The sequence below is a fragment of the Curvibacter soli genome (assembly GCF_029211125.1).
Lineage (GTDB): Bacteria > Pseudomonadota > Gammaproteobacteria > Burkholderiales > Burkholderiaceae_C > Curvibacter_A > Curvibacter_A soli.
Genome location: NZ_JARGEN010000015.1, coordinates 1 through 14,119, shown reverse-complemented (window position 1 = coordinate 14,119; position 14,119 = coordinate 1). Strand labels below are relative to the sequence as shown.

Here is a 14,119-nt window from a genome sequence, read left to right as displayed (position 1 = left end):
CCGCGCAAGCCCTGGGGCGCCATGCTCGGCGGCCTGGCCGCAGGGCTGGGTCTGGCGTGGCTGGCGCATTCGCTGGGGTTGGGCGCGGCGTTCGGCCAGTTCCTGCTGGTCGCGTTGCTGGCGCTGGTGGCGTTCGCGGTCATCGGCATGGTGCTGCGTGCACGCCGCCCGGCTGCCGCATCCGCCGCGGGTGGTGCGCCGTTCGCGTTCCAGGGCGCAGGCGGCGGCGCACCTGCGGCGGTGATCCCGCGTCAATACAGCCCCGACAAGGTGGGCAACGATGCGTCGGCGCGCCCATGGGAGCGCAGCAGCATGGCGTTCGAGGCGCCGCGCGTGCCCGAGGCCGGCGTGGTGATCGGCTCGGCCCTGGCGGGCCCGCAGTCCTGGGGCGTGCCTGCGGACTTCGACACCGCGGGCTTCCTGGCGGCGGCCAAGCGCAACTTCGTCACGCTGCAGGACGCCTGGGACCGCGCAGACATCGCCACGCTGCGCTCGATGATGACTGACGACATGCTGGGCGAGATCCGCAGCCAGCTCGCCGAGCGCGAGATGCACCGCGGCAGCGCGCCCAACAAAACCGAGGTCGTGATGCTCGAAGCCCAGTTGCTCGGCATCGAGGACCTGGGCGACGGCTACATGGCGAGCGTGGAGTTCTCCGGCATGATTCGCGAGGAGCCCTCCGCCGGCCCGAGCCCGTTCCGCGAGGTCTGGAACATGACCAAGCCCAAGGACGGCTCCACCGGCTGGCTCGTGGGCGGCGTGCAGGCGCTACAGTAGGCATGTGTCTCATGCGGGCGGCGGGACCGGGCGCTGCGCTGGGAGCCCAACTGCTTGGGGAATAATCAGGGGACTATGGCAACACAGTCCCCTTTTCCTTTTCTGGACGGCCTGCTGGGCAAGCTCTCTGCCGGCCTGGCACCGCCGTCCTGGCTGGTACATGAGGTGCAGCACCGCACCGTGCTGTTCCTGAACCATGTGCTGATGCAGGAGGGCGAGGCCATGGCGCGCCTGGCGCGCCGCCAGGGCAGCGTGGCGCTGGTGCAGTGGCGCGGCTTCGAGATCCGCCTGCAGGCCACGCCCGCGGGGCTGTTGGATGTGGCCGACGCGGGCGCTACGCCCGACCTGGCCATCGCGCTGGTCGAGGAGTCGCCGCTCAAGCTCGCTCAGGGCCTGCTGCACGGCGACAAGCCCGCCATCCGCATCGACGGCGACGTGCACCTGGCGTCCGATATCAACTGGCTCGCGGACAACGTGCGCTGGGACGTAGAGGAAGACCTTTCGCGCCTGATCGGCGACGTGCCGGCGCACACGCTGGCGCAGGGTGCGCGGCGCGTGGCCGAGGCGCTGCGCCGCTTCGCGGGCCCGCGCGAGGGCAGCGGCGGCGGAACCGCCCCATGAGGCGTGCCTACCGGGGCGCGTTCATCGTCTGGATCGCCCTGCGCTACGGCCTCGACGAGCTGGTGCTCACCAGCTTCCAGAAGCCGTGGCTGCGCGTGCTGGCGCGCGTCGTTTCGGTAGGCCGGAATCTGGACGCGCCGCGCGGCCAACGCCTGCGCGAGGCGCTGGAGCGGCTGGGGCCGATCTTCGTGAAGTTCGGTCAAGTGCTCTCCACGCGGCGCGACCTGCTGCCGCCCGACATCGCCAATGAACTAGCGCGGCTGCAGGACAGCGTGCCGCCGTTCCCGTCCGCGCAGGCGGTGGCGATCATCGAGCGTTCGTTCCGCCGCCCACTGGGCACCATCTTCTCCACCTTCACGCACGAGCCCATCGCCAGCGCCTCCATCGCGCAGGTGCATTTCGCCACGCTGCTGGACCGCCGCGGCCAGGAGCGCGCCGTGGCCGTGAAAGTGCTGCGCCCGGGCATGCGGCGCGTGATCGATCAGGATCTGGCGCTCATGCGCATGATGGCCGGCTGGGTGGAAGGGCTGTCGGCCGATGCCAAGCGGCTCAAGCCGCGCGAGGTGGTGGCCGAGTTCGACAAGTACCTGCACGACGAACTGGACCTGCTGCGCGAGGCCGCCAACGCGGCCCAACTGCGCCGCAACATGGCGGGGCTCAACCTGGTGCTGATCCCCGAGATGTTCTGGGACTGGTGCCATTCCGACGTGATCGTGATGGAGCGCATGCACGGCGTGCCCATCAACCAGATCGAGCGGCTGCGCGAGGCGGGGGTGGACATACCCCGCCTGGCGCGCGACGGTGTCACGCTGTTCTTCACCCAGGTGTTCCGCGACGGCTTCTTTCACGCCGACATGCATCCGGGCAACATCCAGGTGAGCCTGGACGCGGCCAGCTTCGGGCGCTACATCTCGCTGGATTTCGGCATCGTGGGCACGCTGACCGAGTTCGACAAGGAATACCTGGCGCAGAACTTCAACGCCTTCTTCCGCCGCGACTACAAGCGCGTGGCCGAGTTGCACGTGGAAAGCGGCTGGGTGTCGCCCGACACGCGCGTGGACGAACTGGAGTCGTCCATCCGCGCCGTCTGCGAGCCGTACTTCGACCGCCCGCTGAGCGAGATATCGCTGGGCATGGTGCTGATGCGGCTGTTCCAGGTGACGCGGCGCTTTCATGTGGAAATCCAGCCGCAGCTCGTGCTGCTGCAGAAGACGCTGCTCAACATCGAGGGTCTGGGCCGCCAGATCGACCCCGATCTCGACCTCTGGAGCACGGCCAAGCCGTTCCTGGAGAAATGGATGATCGACCAGATGGGCCCCAGGCAGTTCTGGCGCCGCTTGCGCCATGAGGCGCCACGCTACGCCAAGCTGCTGCCCGAACTGCCGCGCCTGCTGCACGACTACCTGCGCCAGCGCCCGCAGGACCACCGGCGCGAGATAGAGGAGTTGCTGGCGGCACAGCAGTGCACCAACCGGCTGCTGCAGATGCTGATCTATGTTGGCATGGGATTTGTATTGGGTTGGCTTGCCGCCGTGGTACTGCGGCTGCGCTTCTTTTTCTGAAGATGCGCCGCTGCCACCGTGGATAATCCCTGCCGTTTGGCCCGCCCGCAATTTTTACCCTCGAAAGGATGAGACGTCCATGGAGTTGACCTTGCCGCATGCAGCGCGCCGCCTGGCCGCGCTGGCGCTGACCGTGTGCGCCCTCGCCGCCGCGCCGGCGCACGCCCAGGAAGAGCCGGTGCTGAACATCTACAACTGGGGCGACTACATCGCCGAGGACACGGTTCGCAATTTCGAGAAGGAAACCGGCATCAAGGTACGCTACGACCTGTTCGACAGCAATGAGGCCCTGCACGCCAAGCTGGTGGCCGGCATGTCGGGCTACGACATCGTGGTGCCGGGCTCGCATTTCGCCAAGATGCAGATCCAGGCCGGCCTGCTGCGCAAGCTGGACAAGTCCAAGATTCCGAACCTCGCAAACCTTGACCCGGCGATCCAGGCGCAGCTCGCCAAGATGGACCCCGGCAACGAGTACCTCGTGGACTGGCTCTGGGGCTACACGACCGTGGGCATCAACGTGGACAAGGTGAAGAAGGCGCTGGGCGCCACCCCGTTGCCCGACAACGCGTGGGACCTGGTGTTCAAGCCCGAGTACGCCGCCAAGCTCAAGGGCTGCGGCGTGTCGTTCCTGGATACCGCATCGGAGATTCTTCCCATCGCGCTCAAGTACATCGGCAAGGACCCTCGCAGCAAGGACGCCGCCGACTACACCGAGGCCGGCAAGATGCTCAAGGCGGTGCGCCCGTATGTGACGCGCTTCGCGGGCTCCGGCTCCGACTACATCGACCAGATGGCGCGCGGGCAGCTCTGCGCGGTGATCGGCTGGTCGGGCGACATCATGATCGCCAAGGACAAGTCCGCGAAAGCCAAGGCGCCCCAGGACCTCGAAGTGCTGCTGCCCAAGATGGGCGGCCTGCTGTTCTTCGACACCATGGCGATCCCCAAGGACGCCAAGCACCCCGAGAACGCCCAGAAGTGGATCAACTACATCCTGCGGCCCGAGGTGCATGCCGCGCTCACCAACAAGGTGTTCTACGCCAACCCGAACCAGGCGGCGGCGAAGTTCGTCAACCCCGCGCTCGCGAACGACAAGGCGGTGTTCCCCGACGCCGCGGCGCTTGCCACCATGATCGCGCCCGACACGCCGGACCAGGCGACGCTGCGCCTCATCACGCGCACCTTCACCAACTTCAAGGCCAACCGCTGACGCAGAAGTGAAACAACCCCCTGTGGCGCTGCGCGCCTTCCCCCATCTCTCGCTGGCGCGGGAAGGGGGATACCGCCAGCGGCCCGGTAAAGCCGGCGCCGCGGCGGTTGCTGGCATGGCCTGCGCCGCGGCCTTCGGTGCCGCCAGGGTGCGTGCGTCGCGGGTGGAGTTGTGCGCGGTGGAGCAACTGCCATGAATCCTGTGCCGGAAGACGGCGCATTCCTGCGCATCGAGTCCGTCACCAAGGACTTCGGCGGCTTCCGGGCGGTGGACCAGGTGAGCCTGGACGTGGCGCGCGGAGAGATATTCGCGCTGCTCGGCTCCTCGGGCTCGGGCAAGAGCACGCTGCTGCGCATGCTTGCCGGCTTCGAGGCCCCGAGCGGAGGGCGGGTGCTGCTCGACGGGGTGGATCTGGCCGGGCGTGCGCCCTACGAGCGGCCCGTGAACATGATGTTCCAGTCCTACGCCCTGTTCCCGCACCTAGACGTGTGGGACAACGTCGCCTTCGGACTGCGGCGCGAGGGCCTGCCCAGAACCGAGGTTGCCGAGCGGGCGCAGGCCATGCTGCGGCTGGTGCAGATGGAGTCCTTCGCGCGCCGCAAGCCGCACCAGCTCTCGGGTGGGCAGCAGCAGCGCGTGGCGCTCGCGCGCAGCCTGGCCAAGCGGCCGCTGCTGCTGCTGCTCGACGAACCGCTGGGCGCCCTCGACAAGAAGCTGCGCGAGGAGACGCAGATCGAGCTGGTCAACATCATCCGCAGCATCGGCGTGACCTGCGTGCTGGTCACGCATGACCAGGAGGAGGCGATGATGATGGCGTCGCGCATCGGGGTCATGAGCCATGGCCGGCTGCTGCAGATCGGCTCGCCCGCCGATGTGTACGAGAACCCATCCTCGCGCTTCGTTGCCGATTTCATCGGCAACGTCAACCTCATGGAAGGCACCGTCGCAGGCGTTGCCGAAGTGCGCTGCGCCGACGTCGTGCACCGGCTGGCCCAGGCGCTGCCGCAGCGCCCGGGCGATGCCGTGACCGTGGCCGTGCGGCCCGAGAAGATCCGCCTCGACGCCAGCGCTCCGCCCGGCGAGGGCAACCGGGTGCGGGGGGTGGTCCGGGCGTTCTCGTACTTCGGCGACTGCACCATGTACCACCTGGACCTGCCCAGCGGCGCGAAGCTCAAGGCCAACGTGGAAAACGAGCGCCGCCACGGCGAGCTGGCCTTCGCCCTGGGCGATGCGGTCTGGGCGTCCTGGCAGCCGGGCGCACAGGTGGTGCTGACCGACTAGGAGGCCGCCGCGTGACGCAAGTACCGTCAGCGCCGCGCGCGCACAGGTCCTGGGGCTGGCGCCTGGTTGCGGGCGTGCCCGCACTGTGGCTGCTGGTGTTCTTCCTGCTTCCTTTCCTGATCGTGCTGCGCATCAGCTTCCTGCAGATGGAGGGCGCGCAGCTCGCGGATCTGTTGGTCCATGCCGATGGCGGGTGGCGCTTCGCCGGGCAACTGCAGTCCTATGCGCTGCTGCTCGACGACAGCCTGTACCTTTCCGCCTATGGCCGTTCGCTGCTCTATGCCGCAGCCACCACCCTGGTCTGCCTGGCCGTGGGCTATCCGTTCGCCTACTTCATGGCACGCGCCGCGGCCGGCCTGCAGCCGCTGCTGCTCATGGGCGTGATGCTGCCGTTCTGGTCCAGCTTCCTGCTGCGGGTGTATGCGTGGAAGGGGCTGCTGGATGTGCAGACCGGCTGGGTCGGCAGGCTGCTGGTCGGCATGGATGCCGACCGCCTGCTGTTTCTGCTGGGCCTGGTGCCTGCGCCGGGGCAGCTCATGTACAGCCCGTTCTCGCTCGTGCTGGGCATGGTCTACACCTACCTGCCCTTCATGGTGCTGCCGCTCTACGCAACGCTGTCGAAAATGGATCTGCGCCTGCTCGAAGCGGCGCAGGACCTCGGCGCCACCGCGTGGCAGGCTTTCTGGCGTGTCACGGTGCCGCTCTCGCGCAGCGGCATCGTGGCCGGCGCCATGCTGGTGTTCATTCCCTGCGTGGGCGAATACGTCATCCCGGAACTGCTCGGCGGCCCCGAGACGCTGATGATCGGCCGCGTGCTGTGGGACGAATTCTTCGCCAACAACGACTGGCCCATGGCCTCGTCCGTGGCCGTGGTCATGGTGCTGCTCATCCTGGTGCCGCTGGCCCTGCTCAACCGCAGCCAGGAGCGGGCGCGGGCCGGGGGGGGGCGAACATGATCGCTACGCCCGCCGCGCGCTGGACCGGGCGACTGTGGCTGCTGGCCGGCTTCGCGTTCCTCTACCTGCCGATCGTGGCGCTGGTGGTCTTCAGCTTCACCGATTCGCCGGTGCCCAATGTGTGGGCCGGTTTCAGCCTGCGCTGGTACCGGCAGCTCGCGGTGGACGATGCGATCCGCGAGGGCTTGTACCTGTCGCTGCGGATCGCGGGCGCCACGGCCACGGGCGCCGTCATCCTGGGCACGCTGGCCGCGCTTGCGCTGGAGCGCATGCCGCGCCTGCGCGGGCGTGCGCTGTTCGCGGCCATGGCGCGCGCCCCGCTGGTCATGCCCGAGGTGCTGGTGGGTTTGTCGCTGCTGCTCATGCTGGTGTCGATTCAGCGCGCCTTCGGCTTTCCGGCGCGCGGCCTGGCGACCATCTGGCTCGGGCACCTGCTGGTGGGCCTGGCCTATGCCACGGTGGTCATCGCCGCCCGGCTGCGCGACCTTGACCCGCGGCTGGAAGAGGCGGCGCAGGATCTGGGCGCGCGCCCGGCGCAGGTGTTCTTCTTCGTCACCTTGCCGGGCATTGCGCAATCGCTGGCGGCGGCATGGCTGCTGACATTCACCCTGTCGCTGGACGACGTGGTGATCTCGGCATTCCTTTCGGGGCCCGGGTCGACGACGCTGCCGCTCGTGATCTTCTCGCGCGCTCGCCTGGGCCTGGATCCCACGGTCAATGCGCTGGCGTCCGTGGTGATCGGCGTGGTGGCTGTCTTCGTCGTGGCGTCGAGTTACCTCATCGCGGCGCGCGAGCGGCGTCTGCAACAGCAGGCGGCGCAGCGGGGGAAATAGTCCAGGCCCCGCGTCGCAGAGAGGGTGGGCGAGGGCGCATGCCCCGTCGGCTAAGGGCGGGCCGCTCCGGGGGGCCGTCTTATAATTGAACGTTCTGCGGGCGACCCCGGTCGCTCTTGCGCTTTTCCCCATCCTTCGGACGCCTTCCTTTCATGCCGATCTACGCCTACAAGTGCGCGTCCTGTGGCTATGCCAAGGACGTGTTGCAGAAAATTTCCGACGCGCCACTCACCGTATGCCCGCACTGCGGCGCATCTGAATTCCACAAGCAACTGACTGCTGCGGGCTTCCAGCTCAAGGGCTCGGGTTGGTATGTGACTGACTTCCGCGGCGGCGATGCGGGCTCCAAGGCTCCGGCCGTACCCGATGAAGCGGCGGCGGGCGGAGCCGCCAAGGCAGAGCCATCCTCTGCACCCGCGCCCGCTCCCGCTCCCGCTCCCGCGGCGCCCGAGAGCAAGCCGTCCGCCGGCGGCGGTGCCAAGAGCGAAGCCGCTCCGGCGCCCACCCCCGCACCTGCGGGCGGTGCCACGCACTGAGGGCGCCTCTTCGTGACTGCATTGCGCAAGTGGCTGTTCGCCGGGCTGCTGGTCATCGTGCCGGTGGCCATCACCGTGTCGGTGCTGGACTGGATTGTCAGCACGCTCGACCGCACCCTGCTGATCCTGCCCGAGAACTGGCAGCCCGACCGCCTGCTGGGCTTCCACATGCCGGGCTTCGGCGTGGTGCTTACATTGCTGATCCTGCTCTCCGTGGGCGCTGTGGCCAGCAATTTCATGGGCCGCAAGCTGGTGCAGTGGGGCGATGCGGTGGTCAGCCGCATTCCCGTGGTGCGCTCCATTTATTCGAGCGTCAAGCAGGTGTCGGACACCCTGTTCTCCGAGAATGGCAACGCCTTCCGTACCGCCGTGCTGGTGCAATGGCCGCGCGAAGGGGTGTGGACCGTGGCCTTTGTCACCGGCGCGCCGGGCGGCGACGTGGCTACCTACCTGCGCGGCGACGATTACCTGAGCGTTTACGTGCCCACCACGCCCAATCCGACGGGCGGCTACTTCGTGATGCTGCGCAAGAGCGACTGCATCGAACTGGACATGAGCGTGGACGAAGCGCTCAAATACATCGTCTCCATGGGCGTGGTCACGCCGATAGGCCCCGCCGCTTCTCTTCTTGAGAGTTCCGAAAAGTAACGCGCCCAGGCGGCGCTGGAAGTTTTCTCTATGGCTATGCGTTCCCACTACTGCGGTCTTGTGACCGAAGCCCTGCTGGGGCAGACCGTTTCCCTGTGCGGCTGGGTCAACCGCCGCCGCGACCATGGCGGGGTGATCTTCATCGACCTGCGCGACCGCGAAGGCTACGTGCAGGTGGTCTGCGACCCCGACCGCGCCAACACCTTCGCCGTCGCCGAGAGCCTGCGCAACGAGTTCTGCGTGCAGGTCAAGGGCGTGGTGCGCGAGCGTCCAGAGGGCACGGTCAACGACGGCCTCAAGAGCGGCAAGGTCGAAGTGCTGGCGCACGAGCTGACGGTGCTCAACCCCTCGGTCACGCCGCCGTTCCAGCTCGACGAGGAAAACCTGTCGGAGACCACGCGCCTCACGCACCGCGTGCTGGACCTGCGCCGCCCCTACATGCAGCGCAACCTCATGCTGCGCTACAAGGTGGCGATGGAGGTGCGCCGCTTCCTCGACGCGCACGGCTTCGTCGACATCGAGACGCCCATGCTCACCAAGAGCACGCCTGAGGGCGCGCGCGACTACCTGGTGCCCAGTCGCGTGCACGATGGCCATTTCTTCGCGCTGCCGCAGTCGCCGCAGCTCTTCAAGCAGTTGCTGATGGTGGCTGGCTTCGACCGCTACTACCAGATCACCAAGTGCTTCCGCGACGAGGACCTGCGCGCCGACCGCCAGCCCGAGTTCACGCAGATCGACATCGAGACCTCGTTCCTCACCGAGGAGGACATCCGCGCGCTGTTCCAGGAAATGATCGTCACCGTGTTCAGGAACACGCTCGGCGTGGAACTGGGCGAGTTTCCGATCATGACCTACCAGGAGGCTGCGCACCGCTTCGGCTCCGACAAGCCCGACCTGCGCGTGAAGCTCGAATTCACCGAGCTGACCGACCTCATGAAGAACGTCGAGTTCAAGGTGTTCGCGGGTGCCGCGCACATGAAGAGCGGCCGCGTGGTCGCGCTGCGCGTGCCCGGTGGCGCGAAGGAAGGCACGGGCCTGTCGCGCAGCGAGATCGACGGCTACACCGAGTTCGTCAAGATCTACGGCGCCAAGGGCCTGGCCTACATCAAGGTCAACGAGGCGGCCAAGGGACGCGATGGCCTGCAGTCGCCCATCGTCAAGAACCTCGACGACGCCACGCTGGCCGAGATCCTGAAGCGCACTGGCGCGCAGGACGGCGACCTAGTCTTCTTCGGTGCCGACAAGGAGAAGATCGTCAATGACGCCATTGGCGCGCTGCGCATCAAGATCGGCCATAGCGAGTTCGGCAAGAAGAATGGCCTGTTTGAGAGCCGCTGGGCGCCGCTGTGGGTGGTCGATTTCCCGATGTTCGAGTACGACGAGGCGGAAGACCGCTGGAACGCGGTGCACCACCCCTTCACCGCGCCCAAGGACGGCCACGAGGACTGGATGGTCACCGCGCCCGAGAAATGCATCTCCAAGGGCTACGACATGGTGCTCAACGGCTGGGAGATGGGCGGCGGCTCCGTGCGCATCCACCGTGCCGACGTGCAGCAGAAAGTGTTCGACGCGCTCAAGATCACGCCCGAGGAGGCGCAGCAGAAGTTCGGCTTTCTGCTCGACGCCCTGCAGTACGGCGCGCCGCCGCACGGCGGCCTGGCCTTCGGCCTGGACCGCATCATCACGCTGATGACCGGGGCTGAATCCATCCGCGACGTGATCGCCTTCCCCAAGACCCAGCGCGCCCAGTGCCTGCTGACCCAGGCGCCGAGCCTGGTGGACGAAAAACAACTGCGCGAACTGCATATCCGGCTGCGCAATCCGGCCGTGGCCGCCTGATTTCCACCGGCATCGGCGGCTTTCTGCATTTGACTTCAAGGGTATGAGGATGTGGAGGCGCTGATCGCCGGCTCATAATGGCGGGCGTCCTTTTCGCCCGAACCTTGCCCCATCCCTTCAAGATTCCCGAGTCGGTGCTCGTGGTCGTCCACACCCCCGCGCTCGACGTACTGCTGATCCGCCGCGCCGACGGCGGCGAGCACTGGCAGTCCGTCACCGGCTCCAGGGACATGCCCGACGAACCGTTATCCTAAATCCGGCAGTTGAACCAACCGAAAAACTGAAAAAACCCAATATCCATGCGGGTTTCCAAAGACTTCAAGTGACTGCAGAGCAGTTCCAAATGGGTGAGTCTGGAAAGCATGGAAACTCAATGCGTGACAGGCACTTGCTCGAATTTTGGGGATTCAACTGCCGGAAATAGGGTTATTCGACACCGCGGTGCGCGAGGTGCGCGAGGAAACCGGCATCGACGCCCTGGCCCGCGGCCACGCACTGCACGACTGGGGGCTGGAGAACACCTACCCCATCTGGCCGCAGTGGCTGCACCGCTACGCGCCCGGCGTGCTGCACAACACCGAGCGCTTGTTCGGCCTGCGCGTGCCGACTGCCGGGCCGGTGGCACTGAGCCCGCGCGAGCACACGGCCTTCGACTGGCTGCCGTGGCGGCAAGCCGCGCAGCGTTGCTTTTCACCTTCGAACGCCGAGGCCATCCTGCTGCTGCCCCGGTTCGCCATGCCATGACCACTGCCCACCCCGCCGCCGCTTCCACTGCGGCAGACCCCGCGCCGGGCCTGCTGCGCGTGGCCACCTACAACATCCACAAGGGCGTGCAGGGCATGGGCCCGGTGCGCCGGCTGGAAATCCACAACCTCGGCCATGCCGTAGAGCAGCTCGACGCCGACATCATCTGCCTGCAGGAGGTGCGCCGCATCAACGGCCGCGAGGCCGTGCGCCTGGCCCGCCAGCGCTGGCCCGACGTGCCGCAGGCCGACTACCTGGCGCCCGAGGGCTACCAGGCCGTCTACCGCACCAACGCCTTCACGCGCCACGGCGAGCATGGCAACGCGCTGCTGTCGCGCTGGCCCGTGGTGGGCGTGCAGCACGAGGACATGTCCGACCACTGGCTGGAGCAGCGCGGCCTGCTGCACGTGGAGCTGGACGTGCTGGGCCGGCATATGCACGTCATCGTGGTTCACCTGGGCCTCGTTCCGGGCAGCCGCGCGCGGCAGGTCGAGCAGCTCAAGCACTTCATCCGCCGCGAGGTGCCGCCCGCCGCGCCGCTCATCGTGGCCGGCGACTTCAACGACTGGGGCCCGCAGATCAAGCACACGCTGGCGCGCAACCGTCTGCTCGAATTCGAGGGCGCGCAGCGCGTCACCACCTACCCGTCGCGCCTGCCGATGGTGCAACTCGACCACATCTACGCGCGGCACCTGCAGCCCACCGGCCTGCAGGTGCCGCGCGGGCGCATCTGGTGGCGCATGTCGGACCACCTGCCGCTGATCGCGGAATTCCGGCTTTGAGGCTTTGGGGAAGAACCCTTTCCTGCGCATGCCCGCCGCTGCCCGGCATGAGGCAGTGATGCATATTGCTATCTATTTTGTAGCTACCACCGCAGGTAGATAAAGCGCTGGAGGCGAAAAACCCTGCAAACTTATTCGCTGCTACCATGCACGGATGCTCCGACAAGTCGACGCCAACATGAATTCCCAACCCCCGCAGGACGCAGAGGGCGTGCCCGTCTCCGTCAAGATCCGCGAGCGGCTGGCCGCGGCGCGCAAGCGCTTCCATGCCAACGACAACATCGCCGACTACATCCAGCCCGGCGAACTGGAAAAGCTGCTCGACGAGGTGGAAGCCAAGATGCAGGGGGTGCTCGACAGCCTGGTGATAGACACCACGGGCGACCACAACACCCGCAACACCGCGCGCCGCGTGGCCAAGATGTACATCAACGAGGTGTTCAGCGGCCGCTACGTGGAGCCGCCGCGCATCACGGAGTTCCCGAACGCCGAGCACCTGAACGAACTGATGATCGTCGGCCCCATCACCGTGCGCAGCGCGTGCAGCCATCACTTCTGCCCCGTGATCGGCAAGCTCTGGATCGGCGTGCTGCCCAACGAGCACACCAACGTCATCGGTCTTTCCAAGTACGCGCGCATCGTCGATTGGGTCATGGGCCGCCCGCAGATCCAGGAGGAGGCCGTGGTGCAACTGGCCGACCTGATCCAGGAGAAGACCCAGCCCGACGGCCTGGCCATCGTCATGGAGGCCAGCCACTTCTGCATGTCCTGGCGCGGCGTGAAGGAAACCGACAGCCGCATGATCAACTCCGTCATGCGCGGCGTGTTCCTGAAGGATTCGGCGCTGCGGCGCGAATTCCTCTCGCTCATACCAAGGAAAGGCTGAACGCCATGCTCGTGCGCCTTCTCTATGCCAGCCGCGCCGTGGACACCTCGCCTGCGGCCATCGATGCCATCCTGGCCGAATCGCGCCAGCACAACCCTGGCTGCGGCATCACCGGCATCCTGTGCTACGGCGCCGGCATCTTCCTGCAGGCCATCGAGGGCGGACGCTCCGCCGTCAACGATCTGTACGGCCAGATACTGCGCGACGCGCGCCACCAGGACGCGGAGCTGCTGCACTACGAGGAAATCTCCGAGCGCCGCTTCGGCGGCTGGACCATGGGGCAGGTCAACCTGTCCCGGCTCAACACATCCGTGCTGCTGAAGTATTCGGAAAAGCCCACGCTCGACCCCTATGCTGTGTCGGGCAAGGTGTCGCTGGCCCTGCTGGAAGAGCTGATGGCCACTGCCGCGATCATCGGGCGGGCGTGAGGCGGGGAGCTTGCCTGCGGTGAGGCTCGGCGCGGCGCAGGACAGCCCGCTGCTGCTGGGCTGCCGGCGCGCATCTGCCGGGCCTGCGCGACGGCGACCCGGCCCGCGTGGCGCTCGCAGCCTGCCCCGGCCTGCTGGCGCGCGAAGAACTGGGGCGGCGCAGCTACAAGAGCGATGCGAAAGGCAAGCAGACGCCCGAGCGCCTGATCCGCCCGCCGCGACCTGGTGACCGCGCTGCAAAGCGGCTGCGCCAGCACAGGCCCGCTGCGCCTGGGCCTCGCGGCTGCAGTTGAGCCACGCCCGGCAGACGCGCTGGCGGCCGACGCGAGAGGCGATGCGCTGGACGCTGTGCTGTGCCTGATGCAGGCCGCATGGGCGCTGGAGCGCCGGCGGCTGGGCGATGCGCGGCATGGACTGCCGGCGCAGATGGATGGGCTGGAAGGGTGGATCGTGACGGCTTGAGGGACCGTGCGGGCTGTCATCCCTCCGTCTGCACGTCCGGAATCCGGTTGAACGCGATGCGCATCGGCGCCGCGTCCAGCGCCTCGTGCGCGCTGGCGAAATACAGTGTGTTCTTGCCGTAGACGCGGTTCAGGGCATCCATGGCGGCGTAAAGGCGGGCACGGTCGCGCGCGGGTGGCGGCTGCGCCGTCGCGCAGGCTGCGGGCGTATCGAACAGCGAGGGCGTGTGCCCGCGCGCCGGCACCAGGCCGTGCAGCGCGATGCTGACGAATTTGGGCGCCGGCAGTGCGGACAGGCCCGTGTGCCACAGCGCATCCAGTACCTGCAGCAGGTACGCCGTGTCCTGCGTTTCGCCCAGGCGCGCCTCGCGCGCCTCACCCCCGTGATGGCGGCGCTCACCGTACACGCCCACTGCCATGGCAGTGGCATAGACGTCCTGCTTGCGCAGGCGCATGGCCGCCTTGTGCACCAGGCGGCACAGCACGCCGTAGGCTGAAGCGCGCTGAGATAAATGAGCGCTAAAAAGCGCGATAAATGGCACATGTCTTTGTTTTCGC

16 protein-coding genes and 2 pseudogenes are annotated in these 14,119 nt (G+C 67.3%); 17 read left to right on the top strand and 1 reads right to left on the bottom strand.

What is annotated here, in order from left to right:
• From PY257_RS03520 to PY257_RS16315, 17 genes and pseudogenes are all read left to right on the top strand, one after another.
• The coding region (locus tag PY257_RS03520; protein ID WP_275738812.1) for a Tim44 domain-containing protein at positions 1–777 on the top strand (777 nt) is incomplete at its 5' end.
• Between the two features lie 75 nt (positions 778–852).
• Entirely contained in the window at positions 853–1,398 is a 546-nt protein-coding gene (locus PY257_RS03515) for a hypothetical protein (protein WP_275738810.1), read from the top strand.
• Complete coding sequence (gene ubiB / locus PY257_RS03510; RefSeq protein WP_275738808.1) at positions 1,395–2,960, top strand: ubiquinone biosynthesis regulatory protein kinase UbiB; 1,566 nt, start codon at positions 1,395–1,397, stop codon at positions 2,958–2,960. The genes PY257_RS03515 and ubiB overlap by 4 nt, the downstream gene beginning before the upstream one ends.
• A gap of 79 nt (positions 2,961–3,039) precedes the next feature.
• Positions 3,040–4,167, top strand: a complete 1,128-nt coding sequence (locus PY257_RS03505; RefSeq protein WP_275738807.1) for a polyamine ABC transporter substrate-binding protein — start codon at positions 3,040–3,042, stop codon at positions 4,165–4,167.
• Between the two features lie 7 nt (positions 4,168–4,174).
• Entirely contained in the window at positions 4,175–4,363 is a 189-nt protein-coding gene (locus tag PY257_RS03500) for a hypothetical protein (protein ID WP_275738805.1), read from the top strand.
• Positions 4,360–5,448, top strand: a complete 1,089-nt coding sequence (locus PY257_RS03495) for an ABC transporter ATP-binding protein (RefSeq protein ID WP_275738803.1) — start codon at positions 4,360–4,362, stop codon at positions 5,446–5,448. The genes PY257_RS03500 and PY257_RS03495 overlap by 4 nt, the downstream gene beginning before the upstream one ends.
• An 11-nt stretch (positions 5,449–5,459) precedes the next feature.
• On the top strand, positions 5,460–6,404 hold the full coding sequence (locus tag PY257_RS03490; RefSeq protein ID WP_275738801.1) for an ABC transporter permease: 945 nt from the start codon (positions 5,460–5,462) through the stop codon (positions 6,402–6,404).
• Positions 6,401–7,237: an ABC transporter permease subunit gene (locus tag PY257_RS03485; protein ID WP_275738799.1), complete on the top strand. Its 837-nt coding sequence runs from the start codon at positions 6,401–6,403 to the stop codon at positions 7,235–7,237. The genes PY257_RS03490 and PY257_RS03485 overlap by 4 nt, the downstream gene beginning before the upstream one ends.
• Positions 7,238–7,389: 152 nt before the next feature.
• Positions 7,390–7,773 (top strand): FmdB family zinc ribbon protein, encoded by a 384-nt coding sequence (locus PY257_RS03480; protein ID WP_275738797.1) that lies wholly within the window; start codon positions 7,390–7,392, stop codon positions 7,771–7,773.
• Positions 7,774–7,785: 12 nt separating this feature from the next.
• A complete protein-coding gene (locus tag PY257_RS03475; protein ID WP_275738795.1) occupies positions 7,786–8,421 on the top strand; it encodes a DUF502 domain-containing protein in 636 nt (211 codons plus the stop codon).
• A gap of 30 nt (positions 8,422–8,451) precedes the next feature.
• Entirely contained in the window at positions 8,452–10,260 is a 1,809-nt protein-coding gene (aspS, locus tag PY257_RS03470; protein ID WP_275738793.1) for an aspartate--tRNA ligase, read from the top strand.
• 104 nt (positions 10,261–10,364) lie between these two features.
• Positions 10,365–10,514: an NUDIX hydrolase gene (locus tag PY257_RS03465; protein WP_275738814.1), complete on the top strand. Its 150-nt coding sequence runs from the start codon at positions 10,365–10,367 to the stop codon at positions 10,512–10,514.
• Between the two features lie 178 nt (positions 10,515–10,692).
• A pseudogene (gene nudB / locus PY257_RS03460) lies at positions 10,693–11,004 on the top strand (dihydroneopterin triphosphate diphosphatase); the annotation flags it as partial.
• Positions 11,001–11,786: an endonuclease/exonuclease/phosphatase family protein gene (locus PY257_RS03455; protein WP_275738791.1), complete on the top strand. Its 786-nt coding sequence runs from the start codon at positions 11,001–11,003 to the stop codon at positions 11,784–11,786. The pseudogene nudB and the gene PY257_RS03455, both read left to right, overlap by 4 nt.
• 178 nt (positions 11,787–11,964) lie before the next feature.
• Entirely contained in the window at positions 11,965–12,672 is a 708-nt protein-coding gene (folE, locus tag PY257_RS03450) for a GTP cyclohydrolase I (protein ID WP_275738789.1), read from the top strand.
• A gap of 5 nt (positions 12,673–12,677) precedes the next feature.
• The gene (locus PY257_RS03445) at positions 12,678–13,100 is read left to right on the top strand and encodes a BLUF domain-containing protein (protein WP_275738787.1); all 423 of its coding nucleotides are present in this window, start codon (positions 12,678–12,680) and stop codon (positions 13,098–13,100) included.
• A 62-nt stretch (positions 13,101–13,162) separates the two neighbouring features.
• A pseudogene (locus tag PY257_RS16315) lies at positions 13,163–13,562 on the top strand (DUF429 domain-containing protein); the annotation flags it as partial.
• A gap of 16 nt (positions 13,563–13,578) precedes the next feature.
• Here the strand turns inward: PY257_RS16315 and PY257_RS03435 are convergent.
• On the bottom strand, positions 13,579–14,103 hold the full coding sequence (locus PY257_RS03435) for a DinB/UmuC family translesion DNA polymerase (protein WP_345799233.1): 525 nt from the start codon (positions 14,101–14,103) through the stop codon (positions 13,579–13,581).
• Between the last annotated feature and the right edge of the window lie 16 nt (positions 14,104–14,119).